Source organism: Paraburkholderia sp. J10-1 (assembly GCF_905220165.1).
Taxonomy (GTDB): domain Bacteria; phylum Pseudomonadota; class Gammaproteobacteria; order Burkholderiales; family Burkholderiaceae; genus Paraburkholderia.
In genome coordinates this window covers 295,206-317,113 of record NZ_CAJMYW010000010.1, presented here as the reverse complement: position 1 = coordinate 317,113, position 21,908 = coordinate 295,206, and the positions used below count along the sequence as shown (strand labels likewise).

The window sequence follows — 21,908 nt, the reverse complement described above, 5'->3', positions numbered from 1 at the left end:
AGCGTTCGAGTTGTTATTCTAATCTGCACTAACGTCCTGCCTCCCATGTCGAATCCCGCCACGAACAAACTCCGCGAAGCCGCACTCGACTATCACGAGTTTCCCACGCCGGGGAAGATCGCGATTGCGCCGACCAAGCAGATGATCAATCAGCGCGACCTCTCGCTCGCGTACTCGCCGGGCGTTGCGTTCGCATGCGAGGCGATCGTCGAGAATCCGCTCAACGCCGCGCGCTTCACGGCGCGCAGCAACCTCGTGGGCGTCGTGTCGAACGGCACGGCCGTGCTCGGTCTCGGCAACATCGGACCGCTCGCCTCGAAGCCCGTGATGGAAGGCAAGGCGGTGCTCTTCAAGAAGTTCGCGGGCATCGACGTGTTCGACATCGAGCTGAACGAGACGGACCCGCACAAGCTCGTCGACGTGATCGCGGCGCTCGAACCCACGTTCGGCGGCATCAACCTCGAAGACATCAAGGCGCCAGAGTGCTTCATTGTCGAGCGTGAGGCGCGCAAGCGCATGAAGATTCCGGTCTTCCACGACGACCAGCACGGCACGGCCATCGTGGTGGCGGCGGCCTTCACGAACGGCCTGAAGGTCGTGGGCAAGGACATCAAGGAAGTCAAGCTCGTCGCCTCGGGCGCGGGCGCGGCGGCGCTGGCGTGTCTGGACCTGCTCGTCGATCTTGGCCTGCCGCTCGAAAACATCATCGTGACCGACCTCGCGGGCGTGGTCTACAAGGGCCGCACCGAGCTGATGGACCCGGACAAGGAGCGTTTCGCGCGCGAGACCAACGCACGCACGCTCGCCGAAGTGATCGAAGGCGCCGATATCTTCCTCGGCCTTTCCGCGGGCGGCGTGCTCAAGCAGGACATGGTCAAGCAGATGGCCGCGAAGCCGCTCATTCTCGCGCTCGCCAATCCCACGCCGGAAATCCTGCCGGAGCTCGCGCTCGAAGTGCGCCCGGACGCCGTGCTCGCCACGGGCCGCACGGACTACCCGAACCAGGTGAACAACGTTCTGTGCTTCCCGTTCATCTTCCGCGGTGCGCTCGACGCGGGTGCGACGACCATCACGCGCGAGATGGAAATTGCCGCCGTGAATGCGATTGCGGAGCTAGCGCGCCAGGAACAGAGCGACGTGGTGGCCACGGCTTATGGCATTCAGGATCTGCAGTTCGGGCCCGAGTACCTCATTCCGAAGCCCTTCGACCCGCGTCTGATCGTGAAAATCGCGCCGGCCGTGGCCAAGGCGGCCATGGACTCGGGCGTCGCGACCCGTCCGATCGAGGACATGGACGCCTACGAGCAGCACCTCCAGCAGTTCGTCTACCACAGCGGCACGACCATGAAGCCGATCTTCCAGCTCGCGCGCGCCGTGGAGCCGGAGAAGAAGCGCATCGTGTTCGCCGAGGGCGAAGAAGAGCGCATCCTGCGCGCGGTGCAGATCGTGGTCGACGAAAAGCTGGCCAAGCCCATCCTGATCGGCCGCCCCTCGGTGATCGAGCAGCGTATCGCGCGCTACGGCCTGCGTCTCGTGGCCGGGCAGGACTACACGGTCGTGAACACCGACCACGACGAGCGCTACCGCGAGTTCTGGCAGAGCTACGCGAAGCTCATGGCGCGCAAGGGCATCACGCAGCAAATGGCGAAGCTCGAAATGCGCCGCCGCACGACGCTGATCGGCTCGATGCTCGTGGAAAAGGGCTTGGCCGACGGCATGATCTGCGGCACGGTCAGCACGACGCACCGCCACCTGCACTTCATCGACCAGGTGATCGGCAAGAAGGCAGGCTGCAACGTCTATGCCGCAATGAACGCGCTGGTGCTGCCGAACCGCCAGATTTTTATCGTCGACACGCATGTGAACGTCGACCCGACGCCGGAGCAACTCGCGGAAATCACCATCATGGCGGCCGAGGAAGTGCGCCGCTTCGGCATCGAGCCGAAGATCGCGCTGTGCTCGCACTCGAACTTCGGTTCGAGCAACGCGCCTAGCGCGCAGAAGATGCGCGACCTGCTCGCCATCCTCCAGGAGCGCGCGCCGGACCTGCATGTGGACGGCGAAATGCACGGCGACGTGGCGATCGACGCGAACCTGCGCAAGGAAATCCTGCCGGAGTCGACGCTCGAAGGCGAAGCGAATCTGCTCATCATGCCGAACATCGACGCGGCGAACATTTCCTACAACCTGCTCAAGACGGCGGCGGGCAACAACATCGCCATCGGGCCGATCCTGCTCGGCGCCGCCAAGCCGGTGCACGTGCTGACGGCTTCCGCCACGGTGCGGCGCATTGTCAACATGACGGCGCTGCTCGTCGCAGATGTGAACGCGACGCGTTAAGCTCGCTCGCGCAGGTTGCCGGCAACGCCGGTAACGCTGTCCCCAAATTCGGCGCGCTCTCGCGAGTGCGCCGATTTTTTTTTGCTCGCGGGATCACGCGCGATCGGCCAAAATCGCGCAAAATTAGATTGTAAAATTTACCGGATTGGCCCTTGTGCGCGGTCAAGCTCTGGTCGTCCTCGCTTGACGAACGTTGCTTCCAGGCATCATTAGCGATACCCTTACACCTTTCATGGTCGTCGAACGCGTAACCAGGGAAGCGGGAACCAGGCAATGGCCCCTCGTCTAACTCATTGTTTCGGCGGCGGTTTGTCTAGCTTGTGGCGCGCCGCAGCGGTGGCGCTAGTCGCAACCGTAGCGCTGGCAGCGGGTGGTGCTCAGGCGCGCACGAATCAGCCGGAAGACGCGGGTAATTCAGTCGGCAGCATTTCGGTCAACGAACTTCCGCGTGAGGCGGTGGCCACGTTGAGCCTGATTGCGGCGGGCGGCCCGTTCCCTTACGAGAAGGACGGCGTCGTATTCGGGAATTTTGAACGGATATTGCCACCGCATCGGCGGGGCTACTATCACGAATACACGGTCCCAACGCCGAGCGCGCACAACCGCGGCGCCAGGCGCATTGTTTGCGGCGGTCCGCGCAAGCAGACCGACAACTGTTACTACTCCGACGACCACTACGCCAGTTTCAGGCGAATTATTGATTGACACCGGGATGAGCGGCATGAGCGATAACGTTTACGCGCACGACCCCCGGGTCGCGAGCGATCTGTTCGCGTCCGGGGAGGGCAACCTGTTCCAGCGCGTCATGCAGTTGAAGCAAGACAGCGAGGCGCGCCAGGATGAGGCGGGGCTTTCATCGAACGAGGGGGCCATGAGCCTGTTTTCGACCGTGCAGCCGAATATTGTCCAGTCGATCCGGGCGTTTCGCATTCAGGATCTCTCGGACGAAGCCCAGCGGCTGCAGCAGCATTTCCTCTATGCGTTCTGCGCGAACGCGCAAACCAAGCAGGAAGTGCTCGAAACCATTGCCACATCGTTTCTGTTTCCGAAGCATTTCGGCAAGAACTACGACGGCTTGTACGACTGTCTGACCGATCTCGTGCAGAAGGCCGGCGAGCAGCCGGGTTTCGTGATCGTGCTGGAAGGACTGCCGATTGCCCAGAAGTTCGACAAGGACGGGCGTGAGACGCTGCTCGACGTATTTCGCGAGGCTTCCGAATACTGGGCCGAGCGCAAGGTGCCGTTCCGCGTTTTTTATTCGTTCGCCTGACCTTCGGCTCGCGTTTCGTCGCGTGCATGCGACAGAAAACCACAAGCCCGCCTTTCGGCGGGCTTTGTCATTTTTACCAGTGGTTTTCCCGGGTGCTGAGGCTTACCAGCCACCCCAGCGGGCGGCGAGCGCCGATAGCACGGCGATGCCCGCCGTTTCGGTGCGCAAAACGCGCGGCCCGAGTCCCACGGCGATAAAACCGTGGTCGAGCGCCGCGGCTTCTTCCGGCGACGAGAATCCGCCTTCAGGCCCGACCAGCACCGTCACCTCGCCCGAGGGCGGGTCGATCGGCAAGGTCGAGAACGAGACGTTGGCGCGCGGCGAGAGGAGCACGCGCAGTTCACCTTCGCCGGGGCGCTTCGGCAGCGAGCCAAGCCAAGTGGCGATTTCGCGCGTGGGCGCGACGTCGGGCATGCGGTTGCGCCCGCACTGTTCGCACGAGGCTTGCACGATGCGTTGCCAGTGCGCCTGGCGGCGCACGGCTCGCTCGCCCGAAAGCCGCACGACGCTGCGCGAGGTGGTGAGCGGCACGAAGTTCGACGCGCCCAGTTCGACGGCCTTTTCGATCAGCCAGTCCATTTTGTCGCTGCCGGCAATGCCTTGGGCGAGCGTGAGCCGGTAAGGCGGCTCCGCTTCGAAGTCGCGATAAGGGCCAATGCGCACCTGCGTGTCGCGGCGCTCCATGCCGAGGATCTCGGCGCTGTACTCGCCGCCAAGGCCGTTGAACAGCACGATCGTGTCGCCGGGTTGCAGGCGCAACACCTGAACATGGCGCGTGACTTCGTCGGGAAGGGTGACAACCTCGTCGGATTGCAGGGCGCTGCCGACGAAAAAACGGGGCATAAGACTATTTCTCATTGATTCAGGACAAGTGGCGAGCAAGCGCCCAGCGGTAACCGTCGAGGTCTTCGACCTGCGCGAAGCGGTCCCCCCAGAATTGGTCCTGTGGCTCGCTCAGCGATTTTGCGCCGGCTTCGAGCGCCCGCGCATAAACCGCGTCGACATCGTCGACATACAGATAAAAAGATTGCGGCGCGACGGTCTGTGCGCTTTTGGGCGTGCGCGCCGTCGAACCGAATGCACCCTCCGGCGCGAACATGACGATCAACTGATCGTGGTACGTCATCTCCACGTGCATGATCGCGCCGTCGTCCTCCACGCTATCGCGTACCGCAAAGCCAAGCGCCGCCCGATAGAAGTCCATCGACGCGCGCGCGTCGCGCACCGTCAGATACGGGGTCAGCCACGGCACGCCGGCAGGGCGGGGTGGGGTCATCGAGTCTCTCCAGATTCGCGGTTAGGATGAGGCGCCGGCCGTCGCTTTGAGCGTGGGCGCGCGATGAAAGCGTTGGGAACCTGCCATTTTCCACGGGCAGGGTCGCTAAAGCTGTAGGAATTCGCCTAGTTTATCTCTCGCTGTGAGTGGAACTTCTAAGAGCGTAGCGTGCAACTTGACGTCGTAATATCGCAAACCTTCGAGTTGACGCTCGGCCATGCGCGCTTCCAGCCTGGCCAGACCGGCGCTGCCGGGGTCGAGCGTGTCGCTCGCGATGGCCATGAGCCAAAGCGAGCCGTATAACGGCACATAGGCGGCAAGCGGCCGCACGACGGCGAAGGCCCGGCGCAGTCCGGCAAGCAGCGCCGCCACGCGTTCCGGGTGATGGAACGGCGAGCCGAGATGCAGCGAGACGAGTGCGTCGGCGCTCATCACGCGCTTGAGCGCGGCGTAGAACTCTGGCGTGTACAGCCCGGCCGCGGGCGAATCCGGCGGGGTCAAATCGAACACGACAAGATCGAAGCGTTCCTGCGTCGAGGCGACGAAGGCCGCCGCATCACCAATCACAAGTTCCACGCGCGGATCTTCAAAGGCGTCGCCGCGTACCTCGGGCAGATAGTCGCCTGTCAGGCGCACCACGTCCGGGTCGAGTTCCGCCACGACGATGCGCGCGATGCCCGGATGGCGCAGCAGTTGCCGCGCCGCGCCGCCGTCGCCGCCGCCCAGCACGAGCGCGGCACGCGGCGCGGGGTGGGTGAGCGCGGCCGGGTGTGTCATGCACTCGTGATAGATGAATTCGTCGCCGGCCGAGGTCATCGGGCGCCCGTCCAGCGTGAAGAGACAGCCCAGTTGCGGCGTATCCCAGACTTCGATGCGCTGCCACGGCGTATCGGCGGCCGCGAGGCGGCGTGCGCCCGGAAACCCATAGAGCGCGTCGGCGGCGGGATGGAAGAGGAGTGTTTCGCTCACGAAGGTCTTGGGCGTCGTGCAAACGAGCGCGCGAAAAAATGGGGCCAACAGCGGCATTATAGGGTTCCTGGATTCGCCCCTTCCCGAGGCAGGCCGGCACCGGCCGCATGCCGCATTCCCCGCGCCCTACGGCCAGGGATAATCCCCACGATCTGCTAGAATATTCCGCTTTGCAGCCCTCTCCGTTTGCTCCGGCCGTTTCGCGTCTCCAGGCGCCGCATGTGCGCCCGAGCGGGCGATTTGCCGAGCTTCCGGACCCTCGCGCTGCTGTGTGCGCCCGCTGTTTGCGCTGTTCGCGACCAGCGCCGCCCACGCCGCTTTTTGCACACTTCCGGACTCGACATGACGACCTCGTCCTCCGCCTCCCCCGCTACCACCCAGTTGATGGCCAACGCCATTCGTGCGCTGTCCATGGACGCCGTTCAGCAAGCGAACTCCGGTCACCCCGGCATGCCCATGGGCATGGCCGAGATTGCCGTTGCGCTGTGGTCGCGCCATCTGCGCCATAACCCGACGAACCCGCTGTGGAGCGATCGCGACCGCTTCGTGCTGTCGAACGGCCATGGCTCGATGCTGCTGTACTCGCTGCTGCACCTGACCGGCTACGACCTGCCGATGGCGGAGCTCAAGAACTTCCGTCAGCTGCACTCGAAGACGCCGGGCCATCCCGAGTTCGGCATTACGCCGGGCGTCGAGACGACCACGGGCCCGCTCGGCCAGGGTCTGGCGAACGCGGTTGGCATGGCGCTCGCTGAAGCGCTGCTCGCAGCAGAGTTCAACAAGGCCGACGCGAAGATCGTCGATCACCACACGTACGTGTTCCTCGGCGACGGCTGCCTGATGGAAGGCATCTCGCACGAAGCCTGCTCGCTCGCCGGCACGCTCAAGCTGAACAAGCTGATCGCGCTGTACGACGACAACGGCATCTCGATCGACGGCGACGTGGTCAACTGGTTCCACGACAACACGCCGGAGCGTTTCGAAGCCTACGGCTGGAACGTGATCCCGCACGTGGACGGCCATGACGTGGACGCGGTCGACGCGGCTATCCAGAAGGCCAAGGCCTCGGACAAGCCCACGCTGATCTGCTGCAAGACCATCATCGGCAAGGGCGCGCCGACCAAGCAGGGCGGTCACGACGTGCACGGCGCAGCGCTCGGCGGCGAAGAAATCGCCAAGTGGCGCGAGGCCGCAGGCTGGAAGTGGGAGCCGTTCACGCTGCCGCAAGAAGTCTACGCAGACTGGGACGCGAAGGCCGCAGGCGCGAAGTTCGAAGCCGCGTGGAACGACCAGTTCGCCGCGTACCAGTCGAAGTACCCGACCGAAGCCGCCGAGTTCGAGCGCCGCATGGCCCACAAGCTGCCCGCCGACTGGGCGCAGAAGGCCGCCGCGATCGTCGCTGGCGCCGATTCGCGCAAGGAAACGGTTGCTACGCGCAAGGCTTCGCAGCAAGCCATCGAAGGCCTCGCCGCCGCACTGCCGGAATTGCTGGGCGGCTCGGCCGACCTGACCGGCTCGAACCTCACCAACTGGAAGGCCTCGAAGCCCGTGCGCGCCGCGAAGGCCGGCGAGACCGGCATCCAGTGGGGCAACCACATCAACTACGGCGTGCGCGAGTTCGGCATGAGCGCCGCGCTCAACGGCATTAACCTGCACGGCGGCTACAAGGCATTCGGCGGCACGTTCCTCACGTTCTCCGACTACAGCCGCAATGCGCTGCGCGTGGCCGCGCTGATGAAGTGCCCGTCGATCTTCGTGTTCACGCACGACTCGATCGGTCTCGGCGAAGACGGTCCGACCCACCAGTCGATCGAACAGGTCGCAAGCCTGCGCCTGATCCCCAACATGACGCTCTGGCGTCCGGCCGATACGGTGGAAACCGCGGTGGCCTGGACCGAGTCGATCGCGCATCACGGCCCGTCGAGCCTCATTTTCAGCCGCCAGAACCTGCAGTTCAACGAGCGCACGGACGCCCAGATCGCGAACATCGCCAAGGGCGGCTACGTGCTCAAGGACTGGAACGACGACATCCCGAGCCGCAAGATCATCCTGATCGCCACGGGCTCTGAAGTCGAACTGGCGATGAAGGCTGTTGAAGCGCTGCAGCGCGAAGGCATCGGCGCCCGTGTGGTGTCCATGCCGTCGACCAACGTGTTCGACAAGCAGGACGCCGAGTACAAGGAGCGCGTACTGCCCAAGGGCGTGCGCCGCGTCGCGATCGAAGCCGGTGTGACCGACTTCTGGCGCAAGTACGTGGGCCTCGAAGGCGGCGTGGTCGGCATCGACACGTTCGGCGAATCGGCCCCGGCTGGCGTGCTGTTCAAGCACTTCGGCTTCACGGTCGATCATGTCGTAGCAACGGCCAAGGCCGCGCTCGACAACTAAGCATGCGTTACGGGCCCGCCTGATCGGCAAGATCTGGCGGGCCCGCTGCCTTGAGCGCCCCGTCTGGCCGCCCCAGCCCGGCGTTGTCGCCAGCGCAGCACTGGTTTCAGAATTTTTCAGCCCTTAGGAGATAAACCATGACCATTCGCGTCGCTATTAACGGCTACGGCCGCATCGGCCGTAACACGCTTCGCGCGTTCTACGAGAACGGCAAGAAGCACGACATCCAGATCGTTGCGATCAACGACCTGGGTGACGCGAAGACCAACGCGCATCTGACGCAATACGACACGGCTCACGGCAAGTTCCCGGGCGAAGTCAGCGTCGACGGCGACTACCTCGTCGTCAACGGCGACCGTATCCGCGTGCTGGCCAACCGCAACCCGGCAGAACTGCCGTGGGGCGAGCTGGGCGTTGACATCGTGTTCGAATGCACGGGCTTCTTCACGACCAAGGAAAAGGCCAGCGCCCACCTGAAGGGCGGCGCGAAGAAGGTCATCATCTCGGCGCCGGGCGGCAAGGACGTCGACGCGACGATCGTCTACGGCGTGAACCACAACGTGCTGAAGGCGACGGACACGGTCATCTCGAATGCATCGTGCACGACCAACTGCCTGGCACCGCTCGTCAAGCCGCTGAACGACAAGATCGGTCTGGAAACGGGTCTGATGACCACGATCCACGCTTACACGAACGACCAGGTTCTGACGGACGTGTACCACGAAGACCTGCGCCGCGCGCGCTCGGCCACGCACAGCCAGATCCCGGCGAAGACGGGCGCGGCATCGGCTGTCGGCCTCGTGCTGCCGGAACTGAACGGCAAGCTGGACGGTTACGCGATCCGCGTCCCGACCATCAACGTGTCGATCGTCGACCTGTCGTTCATCGCCAAGCGCGACACGACGGTCGAAGAAGTCAACGCGATCATGAAGGAAGCCTCGGAAGGCGCGCTCAAGGGCATCCTGGGCTACAACACCGCACCGCTGGTTTCGATCGACTTCAACCACAACCCGGCATCGTCGACGTTCGACGCCACGCTCACGAAGGTCTCGGGCCGTCTCGTGAAGGTGTCGAGCTGGTACGACAACGAGTGGGGCTTCTCGAACCGCATGCTGGACACGGCTGTGGCGCTCGCGAACGCGAAGTAAGCACGCTCGTAGCTGCATGAAAAACCGCCCGGAAGTGATTCCGGGCGGTTTTTTTTCGTCCTTATTTTTCGATGGTGCTTTGTGATGCGGCGGCGAACGCGGGCGGCGTGGGGAAGTACACGCCCGCACGCTGTGCCGCATTGGCGATGTGCGCCTCGATTGCCTCGCCGGCTGCCACCGAGTCGCGCGCCTTGAGCGCCACCACGATCAGACCGTGCTCGCGATGCGTGGAAAGCACGCGCTCGCGCCGGTAGAACGGCATGCGCTGGCTTTCTTTCATGATGTCGGCGCTGCTGCGCAGGATCGATTCGATCGCCGCATTGCCCGCGAGATTCACGATGCGCATGTGGAACTCGAAGTCGAGTTGCGCGGCTTCGTCGAGTTCGTCGCAGGCGAGGGCGCTGTGCAGCGCTTCGGTGTTCGCCTCGAGCCACGCAACGTCGGCGTCGCCGATGGCGAGCGCCGCCATTCGCGCGGCGAAGCCTTCGAGCGCGTAGCGCATCTGGTAGGTGTCGGGCAGCGACGACTGGTCGGCGAAGCGCCACGGGTGAGCGTTCGTGGCCTGCGCGCTCGTCACGTACACGCCCTTGCCCGCGCGGATCGACAGCATGCCGAGTGCCTCGAGCGTCGAGAGCGCCTCACGCAGCGACGCGCGGCTGATCGCCAGTTCCTCGGAAAGCTGCCGCTGAGCGGGCAGCAGGCTGCCGACCGGATACAAGCCGCCTTCGATCCGTTCGCGAATCGTGGCGATGGCGGCGTCGGTAACGGTGTGCGGAACGTTCTTCATCGGTTGGCGCGGGCTGCGTTCGCGTGGTCTGACCGGTATTGTAGTCCTGCGCGGCTTTGCTGCATGACGCACCGCATCAACGCCCTTTGCGCCGCCGCTCAAGGCGCCCAGATCCGGCCCGCAAACTGGTCAGACCGCACAAGGGTAAACACCCCGTCTCCCGACCTTGACTCCGGTATATCGGCTTCCTACTATCCGCCATAACAGTACTGGTCAGACCAGTCAGAACAGTTGCTTGCTCCCCCTCGTTGGCTTTGCATGGGATGGGACTAAGGAGCGTTGCTCCAAGTCCCATCGACAAAGGAGACAGTCGTGACGAAGTTCTTCAATTCGCTGTTTGGTCGCGTAGTGATCGCCCTCGTACTGGGCATCGTGGTAGGCGCGGTGTTTCCCCATTTCGCCCAATCGTTGCGGCCGCTCGGCGACGGCTTTCTCAAGCTCATCAAGATGGTGATCGGGCCCATTGTGTTCTGCGTGGTCGTGAGCGGCATGGCGCACGCGGGCGACCTCAAGAAGGTGGGCCGTGTCGGCCTGAAATCGGTGGTGTATTTCGAGGCGATGACGACCGTCGCGCTCGTGATCGGCGCCGTGCTCGCGTACGTCACGCGTCCGGGCGCGGGCATGAACGTGGATCTGCGCTCGCTCGACGCCGCCTCGCTCGCGACCTACACCGAGCACGCCAAGAGCCTGAAGGACACTGCCGGTTTCCTGCTGAAGATCATTCCCGAGACCGCCTTCGACGCCTTCGCAAAGGGCGACATCCTGCAGATTCTCGTGTTCTCGGTGCTGTTCGGCAGCGCGCTCTCGCTGCTCGGCCCGAAGGCGCAGCGCGTGAACAGCCTGATCGACGAACTCTCGCAGGTGTTCTTCCGCGTGATGGGCTTCATCATCAAGCTCGCGCCGCTTGGCGTGCTCGGCGCGATCGCGTTCACGACCGGCACCTACGGCGTGGCGTCGCTCAAGCAACTCGGGCTGCTCGTGATCGTGTTCTACGCGAGCTGCATCGTGTTCGTCGCGGTCGTGCTCGGCATTGTCATGCGCCTCGCGGGCTTCAGCGTGTTCAAGCTGATCCGCTATCTGCGCGAAGAACTCTCGATCGTGCTCGGCACGGCTTCGTCGGACGCCGTGCTGCCGCAGATCATGCGCAAGCTCGAATTCATGGGCGTGAAGGACTCCACCGTGGGTCTCGTGATCCCGACGGGCTACTCGTTCAACCTCGACGGCTTTTCGATCTACCTCACGCTCGCCGTGATCTTCATCGCGCAAGCGACCAACACGCCGCTGTCGATGCACGACCTCATCGTCGTGGTGCTGGTCTCGCTCATCACCTCGAAGGGGGCGCACGGCATTCCCGGCTCGGCGATCGTCATTCTCGCCGCGACGCTTTCCGCCATTCCCGCGATTCCCGTGCTCGGCCTCGTGCTGATTCTGCCGGTGGACTGGTTCGTCGGCATCGCTCGCGCACTCACGAACCTGATCGGCAACTGCGTGGCGACGGTGGTGGTCGCCGTGTGGGAGCACGACATCGACAAGGTGCGCGCCAGGCGGGTGCTGAATCTCGACGAAGGTTTCCGCTTCGTGCCGGCAGGCGACAGCGACACGGACACCGTGCACGGCGAAGACAGCGCGCTTGGCGGCAAGCACGCGCATGCCTGAACTTCGGCGGCGCACCGAGCGCCGCTTTTCTTCGATCAACGGATCCACTCAAGCGAACGACACCATCATGGCCATTCCGACTCTCGACCCCAACGCCCCCGCTTTCACGCGCCGCTACATGAACCTTGCCGATCCGCGTCTGGGCGCCCGCGCGCTCCACGCGAGCGACGAGTTCTTCGCGCCGAAGGAGCGCATGCTCGAACCGCAGCCCGCGGTCTTCATCCCCGGCAAATACGACGACCACGGCAAGTGGATGGACGGCTGGGAAACGCGCCGCAAGCGCACGACCGGCCACGACTTTTGCATCGTGCGCCTCGCGCGCCCCGGCGTGATCTACGGTCTGGATCTCGACACGAGCCATTTCACGGGCAATTTTCCGCCGGCGGCTTCGATCGAGGCGTGCTACGCGCAGGTTCGCGACGACGAAACGCCAGGCGACAACGCCGACTGGCAGACCATCGTCCCGGCGACGACGCTGCAGGGCAATCAGCATCACTACGTCGAGGTGCGCGATACGCGCGCGTTCACGCATCTGCGCGTGAATCTCTTTCCCGATGGCGGTCTCGCGCGCCTGCGCGTGTACGGGCAGCCCAAGCGCGACTGGAGCACGGTCGAGCGCGGCAGCCTCGTCGATCTCGCGGCGATCGAAAACGGCGCGTATCTCGTTGCGGCCAACAACCAGCACTTCGGGCTCGCTGCCACGATCCTGATGCCCGGGCGCGGCGTGAACATGGGCGACGGCTGGGAAACACGCCGCCGCCGCGAACCGGGCAACGACTGGGCGATCGTGGCGCTCGCGCGGCCCGGCATCATCCGCAAGATCGAAGTCGACACGGCACACTTCAAAGGCAACTACCCGGACCGCTGCTCGCTTCAGGCGGCGAGCGTGACGGGCGGCACCGACGACTCGCTCGTCACCCAGGCGATGTTCTGGCCGACGCTGCTCGGCGAGCAGAAGCTCGAAATGGACAAGCAACAGGTGTTCGAGAGCGGGATTGCCGCGCTCGGCCCGGTCACGCACGTGCGCTTCAACATCTTCCCGGACGGCGGCGTGTCGCGCCTGCGCCTGTGGGGCGAACCGGTCTGAACGAGGAGCCGCGATGCAGATCCTGCACATGGAACCCTTGACGCGCGAGGCGTTCGCGCCGTTTGGCGACGTCATCGAAGTCGCCGGCGCGCGCCACTTTCCGATCAACGGCGGCACGACCGAGCGCTTTCACGACCTCGCCGCCATCGACGTGAACGAGGCGGGCGGCCGGCCCATCGTCAGCGTGTTTCGCGCCCAGCCGCGCGCGTGGCCCGTCGAGATCGCGATGATGGAGCGGCATCCGCTCGGCAGCCAGGCATTCGTGCCGCTTGGCGACGCGGGCTACGCGGTGGTGGTCGCGCGGGCGGGCGAGTTCGATCCGGCGGGGCTTCGCGCGTTCTGGGCCGGGCGCGGGCAGGGTGTCAATTACGCCAAAGGCGTCTGGCATCACCCGTTGCTCGCCTTCGAGCGGGTGAGCGACTTCGTGGTGATCGACCGCGGCGGCGCGCAGCCGAACTGCGATGAGATCGCGCTCGCAGAGCCCTGGCGGCTCGTGCAAGCCGACACGTCGCTCGTGCCCGCCTGAAGTCGGGCTGGCATTCCCCAAGACCGGTTCACCAAATGAAAACGCCACGGCAGGTCTGCCGTGGCGTTTTCTCTTCTGCAGCCTGCAAGCGGCAAGCGGTCAGTGCTTGCGGTGCGGGCAGTTTTCCTTCGTGCAGGCGCCGTACAGGGCGAGTGCGTGTTCCTGGAGCTTGAAGCCGCGCTCGTTGGCGATCATCTGCTGGCGCTTTTCGATTTCGGGGTCGAAAAATTCTTCAACGATTCCGCAGTCGAGGCACACGAGGTGGTCGTGGTGGCTGCCTTCGTTGAGTTCGAACACCGCCTTGCCCGATTCGAAGTTGCTGCGCGTGAGCAACCCAGCCTGCTCGAACTGCGTGAGGACCCGGTAGACCGTGGCGAGGCCGATGTCGAGCTCCTCGTTCAGCAGGTTGCGGTAGACGTCTTCTGCGGTGAGGTGACGAACCGGGCTATGCTGAAAAATCTCCAGGATCTTGAGGCGAGGCAGCGTCGCCTTGAGGCCGATGTTCTTGAGATCGGTTGGATTGGTCATGACGATAAGTCCCTGGAGTACAATGCTAGGTTGTTATGTTAATGCGTTTTTACCGTTCCGGGCATTTTCGCCGGAACTTCGAACGATCTTCTACAGAATACGCGCGGCTTCGCGAAAAGCCCGCTCGGTGAGGGAAATGATTCCAGAATTCACAACGATCGGCCGGCGCATGCACGGCGGCCGCCTGGCGTGCACCCTGCTGGCTGCGGCCGCGTTCGCGGCGCTCGCCGGCTGTTCCACCTACAACAGCGTGACGCAGAGCATCGCCCAAAGCATTACGCCTTACCGCATTACCATCGTGCAAGGCAACTTCGTCTCGGCGGAAGCCGCGGCGCAGATGAAGGTGGGCATGTCCCGGGCCGAGGTCAAGCAGCTGCTCGGCACGCCGCTCCTCACCGACATGTTCCATGCGAACCGCTGGGACTATATCTTCTATTTCAAGCGCGGCTCGACCGCCGTGGTTCAGCAGCGTGACTTCGTCGTGCTGTTCGAAGGCGACCGCGTAGCGAGCTGGTCGGGCGGTGAAGACCTGCCGTCGAACCTCGAACTGCTCGCCGAAATCGACGGCGACCGCAGCGGCAAGAAGAAGGCCGTCGCGGCTGCGCCGGCATCGGGCGCTTCGGCGCCGGTGGCGGCTGCAGCCGGCGCGCCCGACGTGGGTACGAGCGCGACCGGCCCGACGGTCGGCGATACGGCGCGCACGCCGTCGTCCGAACTCGGCACCGCCACCAGTGCGCTGCCGCAGGACGCCAACGCGCAGGCCGCCGCCGCCGCAAACCGCGCCACGGAAGCCGTGCAAACGCCTGCCGGCCTAACGCCTTCGGTGCGCGCGGGCAACCCGCAATCATCGGCACTGCCGCAGAACGTCGGCACGATGCCGTCGCAGGTCCAGCTGCATCGCCAGCCGCAGCCGCAAATTCAGGGCGTGCAGAGCAACCCGGTCGGCCCGACCGCCGGCGCGCAGGGCACCGGCGACACCAATACGGCGCCGTCTGGCCCGGCGCGCGATTCGGCGCTCGCCGCGCCGCCCACGGTGCCGGCTTCCGGGGCGGCTGCGGCCCCGAGCAACTGAGCCGGCTGACCCAGCCGGTAAAACAGGCAGGGCGGGGTGCGCGAGGCGCGCCACGCTTCGATTCGGCGGCCGGGTGTCACTACCGGCCGCCGCGTTTTTTGGCGGCGGTGCTTCGTGGCGCCTGGTGACACCGGGTGGCACCCCGCGCCGCGGCCAGCGACACATTGGCAGGAAGACTCATGAAAATCGCAATCGCCGGGGCATCGGGCCGCATGGGCCGCATGCTCATCGAAACCGTTCTGAATTCGCCAGACGTCACGCTCTCGGGCGCGCTCGCGCGCAAGGGCTCGGCCGCCATTGGCCAGGACGCTGGCGCGTTCCTCGGCAAGGACACCGGTGTGCGCATCACCGACGACATCGAGCAGGTGTTCGCGCAAAGCGACTGCCTGATCGACTTCACGCGCCCCGAAGGCACGCTCGCGCACCTCGAGGCGGCGCAGCGCCACGGCGTGAAGATGGTGATCGGCACGACCGGCTTCGACGCCCAGCAAAAGGCGCAGCTCGGCGCGGCCGCGCAAAAGGTCGGCGTGGTGTTCGCGGCGAACATGAGCGTGGGCGTGAACGTCACGCTCAAGCTGCTCGAATACGCGGCGCGCTTTTTCGAGACCGGCTACGACATCGAGATCATCGAGGCGCACCATCGCCACAAGGTCGACGCGCCCTCGGGCACTGCCCTTGCGATGGGCGAGGCCGTGGCAAAGGCGCTCGGCCGCAATCTCGACGAATGCGCCGTGTATGGCCGCGAAGGCGTGACCGGTGAGCGCGACCCCTCGACGATCGGGTTTTCGGCGATTCGCGGCGGCGATATCGTCGGCGATCATACGGTGCTGTTCGCGGGCATTGGCGAGCGCATCGAGATCACGCACAAGTCCTCGAGCCGCCTTTCGTACGCGCAAGGCAGCGTGCGCGCCGCGCGCTTTCTGCAGGACAAGGCCAACGGCCTGTACGATATGCAGGACGTGCTCGGCCTGCGCTGAGCGTTTCCCTTATGGTCCGGCGCCTGCGCCGGACAGACAGTGAGCGAGGTCCGATGGCAGCCAGTTCCGGAGTCATTCACTATCTGCAGACGGGCGATGCCGTCACCCACGCGGTAGCGTGGGTATTGCTCGCCATGTCGGTCGCGAGCTGGTGCTTTCTCATCGTGAAAAGCTGGATCCTCTTGCGCGCGAAGCGCCAGGGGCCGCGCGCCGTTGCGCGCTTCTGGCAGGCGCGCAGCCTTGCTGACGGCGTGGCCGCCATGCGTGGGGTCGACCGCGAACGCGTATTCCTGCCGCTCGCTCAGGCGGCGCTCGCCGCCGAGGAAGCCGACGCGCCCGGCATGATGCTTTCGCGCGTAGACCGCGGCGAGCGCGTGTTGCGTGCGCTGCGCGGTGCGCTTCAGGCTTCGCAGCGCCGGCTCGAGTTCGGGCAGGTGCTGCTGGCTTCGGTGGGCAGCACGGCGCCGTTCGTGGGGCTGCTCGGCACGGTTTGGGGCATTTACCACGCGCTCGGCAGCATTGCCGCGAGCGGCCAGGCGATGATCGAGAACGTGGCCGGCCCGGTGGGCGAAGCGCTCATCATGACGGCGTTCGGTCTCGTGGTCGCGATTCCGGCCGTGCTCGCCTACAACGTGCTCGGACGCCTCGTGCGCCAGCTTTGCGACGATCTAGACGGCTTCGCGCACGATCTGCACGCCTATGCCTGCGCGCCCGAAGGCACGCCGCTGCGCCGCGAAGGTGCGCAGGGCGCGATGCGCGAAGGCGCGCGCGCCGAGTCGTAGGAGGCACCGCGAATGGCATTCGGCGGACTCGAAAAGAAGCGCGATGCGGCACCGATGTCGGACATCAACATGACGCCGCTCATCGACGTCATGCTCGTGCTGCTCGTCATCTTCATCATCACCGCGCCGCTCTTCACGCATGCGATCCGGCTCGATTTGCCGAAGGTCGCCGCCGAGCCGGCGCAGCAAACGGCGCAGACCGTCACGCTTTCCATCGACGCTGCCGGCAAGCTCTACTGGAACGCCCAGCCCATCACACTGGACGAGCTGCGCGCGCGCTTCACGGCGGCGGGCAAAGCGCCCGAGTCGCAGCAGCCCGAGCTGCAGCTGCGCGCCGCGCGGGAGACGCGCTACGACGTGATCGCCCAGGTGATGGGCGCCGCGCAGCAGGCCGGGCTCACGCGCCTCGGCTTCGTGACCGAGCCGCCCGCCGGCGCGCACTGAACGGCGAACTGAGCGCGCGCCAGTCAACGGTATAATCAACGTTTCCTTTAAAAACGGGCCCAGCGAAACCGCCGCAATCTGCCGGTATCGTGAACGGCCGGCCCGGTGCATCCGGCACCGAAACCGCCCGTTTCCAGCGTTCACCACCCACACCATGCTCGAAAAATACGTTCCCTCCGACGTCGAATCCGCCGCGCAAGGCGAATGGCGCGCCACCGACGCTTACCGGACGGCCGAGAAGGCCGACAAGCCCAAGTTCTACTGCGTCTCGATGCTGCCGTATCCGTCGGGCAAACTGCACATGGGCCACGTGCGGAACTACACGATCAACGACGTGATGTACCGTTACCTGCGCATGAACGGCTACAACACGTTGATGCCGATGGGCTGGGACGCGTTCGGCATGCCCGCCGAAAACGCCGCGATGGCCAACAGCGTGCCGCCGGCCAAGTGGACGTACGACAATATCGAGTACATGAAGGGCCAGATGCAGTCGATGGGCCTCGCCATCGACTGGTCGCGTGAAATCGCCACCTGCAAGCCCGACTACTACAAGTGGAACCAGTGGTTCTTCCTGAAGATGCTCGAAAAGGGCATCGCCTACAAGAAGACCGGCACGGTGAACTGGGACCCGGTCGATCAGACCGTGCTCGCCAACGAGCAGGTGATCGACGGGCGCGGCTGGCGCTCGGGCGCGCTCGTGGAAAAGCGCGAAATCCCGATGTATTACCTGCGCATCACGCAGTACGCAGATGAACTGCTGAACGACCTCGACGGCCTCGGCTGGCCCGAGCGCGTCAAGATCATGCAGCAGAACTGGATCGGCAAGAGCTTCGGCGTGAACTTCGGCTTCCCGTACGAGCTGGACGGCGAGAAGAAGCTGCTGCGCGTGTTCACCACGCGCGCCGACACGATCATGGGCGTGACCTTTGCCGCGATCGCGGCCGAGCACCCGCTCGCCACGCGACTGGCGCAAGGCAAGCCGGAGCTGCAGGCGTTCATCGACGAATGCAAGCGCGGCGGCGTGGCGGAAGCCGACGTCGCGACGATGGAAAAGAAGGGCGTGCCCACGGGCTTTACCGTCACGCATCCGGTCACGCACGAGCAAGTGCCGGTGTGGATCGGCAACTACGTGCTGATGACTTATGGCGAAGGCGCCGTGATGGGTGTGCCGGGCCACGACGAGCGCGACTTTGCGTTCGCGAAAAAGTACAACCTGCCGATCAAGCAGGTCATCGCGGTGGAAGGCGAGACGTACTCGCTCGACGGCTGGCAGGAATGGTACGGCGACAAGGAACGCGCCGTGTGTGTGTACAGCGGCAAGTACGACGGCCTTGCCTACACGGCGGCCGTGGACGCCGTCGCTGCCGACCTCAAGGCGCTCGACCTCGGCGACAAGCAGGTCACGTGGCGTTTGCGCGACTGGGGCATTTCACGCCAGCGCTACTGGGGCACGCCGATCCCGATCATCCATTGCCCGAGCTGCGGCGACGTGCCGGTGCCGGAAAAGGACCTGCCGGTCGTGCTGCCGGAAGACCTCGTGCCGGACGGCACGGGCAACCCGCTCGCGAAGTCCGAAGCGTTCCTGAACTGCAAGTGCCCGACGTGCGGCGCCGACGCGAAGCGCGAGACCGACACGATGGACACGTTCGTCGACTCGTCGTGGTACTTCTACCGCTACGCCGCGCCGGACGCTGTGAACATGGTCGACGAGCGCACCGACTACTGGATGCCGATGGACCAGTACATCGGCGGCATCGAGCACGCGATTCTTCACCTCTTGTACTCGCGCTTCTGGGCGAAGGTTTCGCGTGACCTCGGCCTCGTGAAGTTCGGCGAGCCGGCGAAGAACCTGCTCACGCAGGGCATGGTGCTCAACGAAACGTTCTACCGCGAAGACGCGGCGGGCAAGAAGACCTGGTACAACCCGGCCGACGTGACGGTCACGCACGACGACAAGGGCCGCCCGATTGGCGCGACGCTCAACAGCGACGGCCAGAGCGTGGTGCTCGGCGGCGTCGAGAAGATGTCGAAGTCGAAGAACAACGGCGTCGACCCGCAGGTGCTGATCGACCTGTACGGCGCAGACACGGCGCGTCTTTTCACGATGTTCGCGGCGCCTCCCGAGCAGCAGCTCGAATGGTCGGGCGCGGGCGTGGAGGGCGCGAGCCGCTTCCTGCGCCGCGTGTGGGCCTTCGGTCACGCGAACGCCGACGCGATCCAGTCGCGCGCCTCGTTCGACGCGGCGGCGCTCACGGACGTCGAAAAGGCACTGCGCCGCGAAGTGTATAGCGTGCTCAAGCAGGCCGACTTTGACTATCAGCGCCTGCAGTACAACACGGTCGTTTCGGCGGCGATGAAGATGCTCAACGCCATCGACGGCGCCAAGGGCGCCGGTGCGGGCGTGCAGCGCGAAACCTTTGGCGTGCTGCTGCGCGTGCTGTACCCGGTCGTGCCGCACATCGCGTTCGAACTCTGGAAGGCGCTCGGTTACAGCGACGAATACGGCACGCTGCTCGACGCGCCCTGGCCGAAGGTCGACGAAAAGGCGCTGGAACAGGCCGAGATCGAACTCGTGCTGCAGGTGAACGGCAAGGTGCGCGGCGCCGTGACGGTGGCCAAGGACGCGCCGAAGGATGCGATCGAAGCCGCCGCACTCGCGCACGAGATGTTCGTCAAGTTCGCGGAAGGCCGTACGCCGAAGAAGATCATCGTCGTGCCGGGCCGCCTCGTGAACGTCGTGGTCTAAGCGCCAATCAAGGCCACGTTGGCGGCGCAGCCTTGCGCCGCCACCCAGACACTGTCGCGAACCCAGGGAGTCCATGTGATTCGCAGATCGTTCCTCAGGTTGTTCCCGCTCGTGGCGGGCAGCGCGCTCGCCCTTTCGGCCTGCGGCTTCCAGTTGCGCGGCGAGCAGAACTTCGCCTTCAAGCGCCTCGCCGTCGTCGGCGCGCCGCCGCCGTTCGTCGGGCGCCTCTCGCGTATGGTCGAAGGCGGCAGCGATTCGGTCGTGGTCGATTCGGTGGCCAACGCCGACGCTGTGCTGCACGTTTCCGAAGGGCGCAGCTTCAGCACGCTCACGCTCAATTCGGTCGGCGCAGTGGTGGAATATCAGGTCAACTACACGCTCAACTTCACGCTGACGAGGCCGGACGGCTCCGTGCTGATCCAGCCGAGCGCAATCGCGCTGAATCGCGCGATGACGTATAGCGATCAGTTCTCGACCGCCAAGACGCAAGAAGCCGACCTGCTGTTCACCGACATGCAGAACGACGCCGTCGATCAGCTCATGCGGCGCCTCGCCGTGCTGAAAACGATCAACCCGACGCCCGATCAGGTCGTGCCGGGTGTGGCGCCGCGCGCACCGCTGCCGCCGCCGCCGCTGTAATGCGCGCGGTTTCCCTCTACTGAGCGATCTTCGACCGAGCGCCATGCAACTGCGACCCGACGCACTCGAACCGCACCTCGCGAGAGGACTGGCCGGCCTGTACGTCGTCTACGGCGACGAACACCTGCTCGCCCAGGAGGCGTGCGACCGCATCCGTGCGGCTGCGCGCGCGGCGGGCTTTACCGACCGCTCCGTGTTCACCGTCGAGCGCGGCTTCGACTGGAGTTCGCTCCTCGGCGCGAGCCAGTCGATGTCGCTCTTCGGCGATCGCCAACTCGTTGAGTTGCGCATTCCGTCGGGCAAGCCCGGCAAGGAAGGCGCGGACGCACTGAAGACGCTCGCTGCGGCCGCGAATCCCGATGTGCTGATGCTCGTTACGCTGCCACGCCTCGACGCGGCCACGCAGAAGTCCGCCTGGTTCACCGCGCTCTCGGAAAGCGGTGTGGCGATCAAGATCGACCCGGTCGAGCGCGCGGCGCTGCCGAACTGGATCGGCCAGCGCCTCGCGCTGCAAGGCCAGCGCGTTGCGCCAGGCGAGGACGGCCGGCGCGCGCTGCAGTTCGTGGCGGAGCGCGTGGAAGGCAATCTGCTGGCGGCGCATCAGGAAATCCAGAAACTTGGGCTGCTATATCCGCAAGGCGTGCTGAGCTTTGAGCAGATTCACGACGCCGTGCTCAACGTCGCGCGCTACGACGTATTCAAGCTCAACGAAGCCATGCTGACCGGCGATGTCGGGCGCCTCGCGCGCATGCTCGACGGGCTGCAGGGCGAGGGTGAGGCTTCGGTGCTGGTGCTGTGGGCCGTGGTCGAGGAAATCCGCACGCTGCTGCGCATCAAGCGCGGCGTGGCGGCCGGCAAGCCGCTCGCCATGCTGCTGCGTGAGAACCGCGTGTGGGGGCCGCGCGAGCGGCTTATCGGGCCGGCGCTTTCGCGCTTGAGCGAAGCGACGCTGGAGCATGGACTTGCGCTTGCGGCGCGGCTCGACCGCCAGGTGAAGGGCCTTTCGGGGCAATCGCGTGCCGATTGGCGCAACGCTTTGCCTCCCGACGCCTGGGACGGCCTCTTCGAACTGGCGATGACGGTGGCCGCGCCTCGCGATGGCGGCGCGCCGGCGCGCAGCGCTGCGGCGCCAGGCCGCGCGCAGCCGGACGCTCAGCCACGCAGCCCGGCTGCTGCGGCAGCCGCCGCAGCGGCAGCGGCCCGACCGCGCACCGCAGGGCCGTCGCGCCGGCCGGGCTAAAGCCCTCCACGGCTTGCCCGAACCGGCGCTTCG

The 21,908-nt window shown here is 65.3% G+C and carries 20 protein-coding genes; 15 read left to right on the top strand and 5 right to left on the bottom strand.

Features of this window, described 5'->3' with window-relative positions; all coding sequences use genetic code 11:
• Positions 1 to 45: 45 nt before the first annotated feature.
• The 3 genes from U5A65_RS28535 (at position 46) to U5A65_RS28525 (ending at position 3,610) form a co-directional block, all read left to right on the top strand.
• A complete protein-coding gene (locus tag U5A65_RS28535; RefSeq protein WP_321917762.1) occupies positions 46 to 2,340 on the top strand; it encodes an NADP-dependent malic enzyme in 2,295 nt (764 codons plus the stop codon).
• Between the two features lie 309 nt (positions 2,341 to 2,649).
• A complete protein-coding gene (locus U5A65_RS28530; protein WP_415765768.1) occupies positions 2,650 to 3,045 on the top strand; it encodes a ribonuclease in 396 nt (131 codons plus the stop codon).
• Positions 3,046 to 3,052: 7 nt separating this feature from the next.
• Positions 3,053 to 3,610, top strand: a complete 558-nt coding sequence (locus U5A65_RS28525; RefSeq protein WP_158759016.1) for a barstar family protein — start codon at positions 3,053 to 3,055, stop codon at positions 3,608 to 3,610.
• 102 nt (positions 3,611 to 3,712) lie between these two features.
• Here U5A65_RS28525 and U5A65_RS28520 read toward each other — a convergent pair whose 3' ends face one another.
• The 3 genes from U5A65_RS28520 to speE form a co-directional block, all read right to left on the bottom strand.
• Positions 3,713 to 4,453 (bottom strand): 16S rRNA (uracil(1498)-N(3))-methyltransferase, encoded by a 741-nt coding sequence (locus U5A65_RS28520; RefSeq protein WP_321948592.1) that lies wholly within the window; start codon positions 4,451 to 4,453, stop codon positions 3,713 to 3,715.
• Between the two features lie 19 nt (positions 4,454 to 4,472).
• Positions 4,473 to 4,886: a VOC family protein gene (locus tag U5A65_RS28515; protein ID WP_321917767.1), complete on the bottom strand. Its 414-nt coding sequence runs from the start codon at positions 4,884 to 4,886 to the stop codon at positions 4,473 to 4,475.
• A gap of 105 nt (positions 4,887 to 4,991) precedes the next feature.
• Positions 4,992 to 5,855, bottom strand: a complete 864-nt coding sequence (gene speE / locus U5A65_RS28510; protein WP_321948598.1) for a polyamine aminopropyltransferase — start codon at positions 5,853 to 5,855, stop codon at positions 4,992 to 4,994.
• 342 nt (positions 5,856 to 6,197) lie between these two features.
• Between speE and tkt the strand changes: the two genes are divergently transcribed.
• On the top strand, positions 6,198 to 8,240 hold the full coding sequence (tkt, locus tag U5A65_RS28505) for a transketolase (RefSeq protein WP_321917771.1): 2,043 nt from the start codon (positions 6,198 to 6,200) through the stop codon (positions 8,238 to 8,240).
• Positions 8,241 to 8,377: 137 nt separating this feature from the next.
• A complete protein-coding gene (gap, locus tag U5A65_RS28500; protein ID WP_027820982.1) occupies positions 8,378 to 9,388 on the top strand; it encodes a type I glyceraldehyde-3-phosphate dehydrogenase in 1,011 nt (336 codons plus the stop codon).
• Positions 9,389 to 9,449: 61 nt separating this feature from the next.
• Here the strand turns inward: gap and U5A65_RS28495 are convergent, their stop codons facing one another.
• Positions 9,450 to 10,175: a FadR/GntR family transcriptional regulator gene (locus tag U5A65_RS28495; RefSeq protein WP_321917773.1), complete on the bottom strand. Its 726-nt coding sequence runs from the start codon at positions 10,173 to 10,175 to the stop codon at positions 9,450 to 9,452.
• 312 nt (positions 10,176 to 10,487) lie between these two features.
• On the opposite strand from U5A65_RS28495, the gene U5A65_RS28490 reads away from it, so the two are divergent.
• The 3 genes from U5A65_RS28490 to U5A65_RS28480 all read left to right on the top strand — a co-directional run bounded on the left by U5A65_RS28490 (position 10,488) and on the right by U5A65_RS28480 (position 13,444).
• Positions 10,488 to 11,831, top strand: a complete 1,344-nt coding sequence (locus U5A65_RS28490; RefSeq protein ID WP_321934293.1) for a C4-dicarboxylate transporter DctA — start codon at positions 10,488 to 10,490, stop codon at positions 11,829 to 11,831.
• A 67-nt stretch (positions 11,832 to 11,898) separates the two neighbouring features.
• Positions 11,899 to 12,918, top strand: a complete 1,020-nt coding sequence (alc, locus tag U5A65_RS28485) for an allantoicase (protein WP_321948591.1) — start codon at positions 11,899 to 11,901, stop codon at positions 12,916 to 12,918.
• 13 nt (positions 12,919 to 12,931) lie between these two features.
• A complete protein-coding gene (locus tag U5A65_RS28480) occupies positions 12,932 to 13,444 on the top strand; it encodes an ureidoglycolate lyase (RefSeq protein ID WP_321948590.1) in 513 nt (170 codons plus the stop codon).
• A 99-nt stretch (positions 13,445 to 13,543) separates the two neighbouring features.
• On the opposite strand, the gene fur is transcribed toward U5A65_RS28480, so the two are convergent.
• The gene (gene fur / locus U5A65_RS28475) at positions 13,544 to 13,972 is read right to left on the bottom strand and encodes a ferric iron uptake transcriptional regulator (protein ID WP_065065157.1); all 429 of its coding nucleotides are present in this window, start codon (positions 13,970 to 13,972) and stop codon (positions 13,544 to 13,546) included.
• A 136-nt stretch (positions 13,973 to 14,108) separates the two neighbouring features.
• Between fur and U5A65_RS28470 the strand changes: the two genes are divergently transcribed.
• The 7 genes from U5A65_RS28470 to holA all read left to right on the top strand — a co-directional run bounded on the left by U5A65_RS28470 (position 14,109) and on the right by holA (position 21,875).
• Positions 14,109 to 15,044, top strand: a complete 936-nt coding sequence (locus tag U5A65_RS28470; protein WP_321917779.1) for an outer membrane protein assembly factor BamE — start codon at positions 14,109 to 14,111, stop codon at positions 15,042 to 15,044.
• Between the two features lie 179 nt (positions 15,045 to 15,223).
• Entirely contained in the window at positions 15,224 to 16,021 is a 798-nt protein-coding gene (gene dapB / locus U5A65_RS28465) for a 4-hydroxy-tetrahydrodipicolinate reductase (RefSeq protein ID WP_321948589.1), read from the top strand.
• 53 nt (positions 16,022 to 16,074) lie between these two features.
• Positions 16,075 to 16,803 (top strand): MotA/TolQ/ExbB proton channel family protein, encoded by a 729-nt coding sequence (locus tag U5A65_RS28460; RefSeq protein WP_321948588.1) that lies wholly within the window; start codon positions 16,075 to 16,077, stop codon positions 16,801 to 16,803.
• 12 nt (positions 16,804 to 16,815) lie between these two features.
• Positions 16,816 to 17,247, top strand: a complete 432-nt coding sequence (locus tag U5A65_RS28455) for a biopolymer transporter ExbD (protein WP_321917784.1) — start codon at positions 16,816 to 16,818, stop codon at positions 17,245 to 17,247.
• A 154-nt stretch (positions 17,248 to 17,401) separates the two neighbouring features.
• On the top strand, positions 17,402 to 19,996 hold the full coding sequence (gene leuS, locus U5A65_RS28450; RefSeq protein WP_321948587.1) for a leucine--tRNA ligase: 2,595 nt from the start codon (positions 17,402 to 17,404) through the stop codon (positions 19,994 to 19,996).
• Between the two features lie 75 nt (positions 19,997 to 20,071).
• On the top strand, positions 20,072 to 20,635 hold the full coding sequence (gene lptE / locus U5A65_RS28445) for an LPS assembly lipoprotein LptE (RefSeq protein ID WP_321917787.1): 564 nt from the start codon (positions 20,072 to 20,074) through the stop codon (positions 20,633 to 20,635).
• 43 nt (positions 20,636 to 20,678) lie between these two features.
• The gene (holA, locus tag U5A65_RS28440) at positions 20,679 to 21,875 is read left to right on the top strand and encodes a DNA polymerase III subunit delta (RefSeq protein WP_321948586.1); all 1,197 of its coding nucleotides are present in this window, start codon (positions 20,679 to 20,681) and stop codon (positions 21,873 to 21,875) included.
• Positions 21,876 to 21,908 lie beyond the last annotated feature (33 nt).

What these genes read in the sequence shown, in the direction of transcription:
- U5A65_RS28535 (WP_321917762.1), top strand. Translation starts at nt 46, where the DNA reads ATGTCGAATCCCGCCACGAACAAACTCCGCGAAGCCGCACTCGACTAT.
- U5A65_RS28525 (WP_158759016.1), top strand. Translation starts at nt 3,053, where the DNA reads ATGAGCGGCATGAGCGATAACGTTTACGCGCACGACCCCCGGGTCGCG.
- U5A65_RS28520 (WP_321948592.1), bottom strand. Translation starts at nt 4,453, where the DNA reads ATGCCCCGTTTTTTCGTCGGCAGCGCCCTGCAATCCGACGAGGTTGTC.
- U5A65_RS28515 (WP_321917767.1), bottom strand. Translation starts at nt 4,886, where the DNA reads ATGACCCCACCCCGCCCTGCCGGCGTGCCGTGGCTGACCCCGTATCTG.
- tkt (WP_321917771.1), top strand. Translation starts at nt 6,198, where the DNA reads ATGACGACCTCGTCCTCCGCCTCCCCCGCTACCACCCAGTTGATGGCC.
- gap (WP_027820982.1), top strand. Translation starts at nt 8,378, where the DNA reads ATGACCATTCGCGTCGCTATTAACGGCTACGGCCGCATCGGCCGTAAC.
- U5A65_RS28495 (WP_321917773.1), bottom strand. Translation starts at nt 10,175, where the DNA reads ATGAAGAACGTTCCGCACACCGTTACCGACGCCGCCATCGCCACGATT.
- alc (WP_321948591.1), top strand. Translation starts at nt 11,899, where the DNA reads ATGGCCATTCCGACTCTCGACCCCAACGCCCCCGCTTTCACGCGCCGC.
- U5A65_RS28480 (WP_321948590.1), top strand. Translation starts at nt 12,932, where the DNA reads ATGCAGATCCTGCACATGGAACCCTTGACGCGCGAGGCGTTCGCGCCG.
- fur (WP_065065157.1), bottom strand. Translation starts at nt 13,972, where the DNA reads ATGACCAATCCAACCGATCTCAAGAACATCGGCCTCAAGGCGACGCTG.
- U5A65_RS28470 (WP_321917779.1), top strand. Translation starts at nt 14,109, where the DNA reads ATGATTCCAGAATTCACAACGATCGGCCGGCGCATGCACGGCGGCCGC.
- dapB (WP_321948589.1), top strand. Translation starts at nt 15,224, where the DNA reads ATGAAAATCGCAATCGCCGGGGCATCGGGCCGCATGGGCCGCATGCTC.
- U5A65_RS28460 (WP_321948588.1), top strand. Translation starts at nt 16,075, where the DNA reads ATGGCAGCCAGTTCCGGAGTCATTCACTATCTGCAGACGGGCGATGCC.
- U5A65_RS28455 (WP_321917784.1), top strand. Translation starts at nt 16,816, where the DNA reads ATGGCATTCGGCGGACTCGAAAAGAAGCGCGATGCGGCACCGATGTCG.
- leuS (WP_321948587.1), top strand. Translation starts at nt 17,402, where the DNA reads ATGCTCGAAAAATACGTTCCCTCCGACGTCGAATCCGCCGCGCAAGGC.
- holA (WP_321948586.1), top strand. Translation starts at nt 20,679, where the DNA reads ATGCAACTGCGACCCGACGCACTCGAACCGCACCTCGCGAGAGGACTG.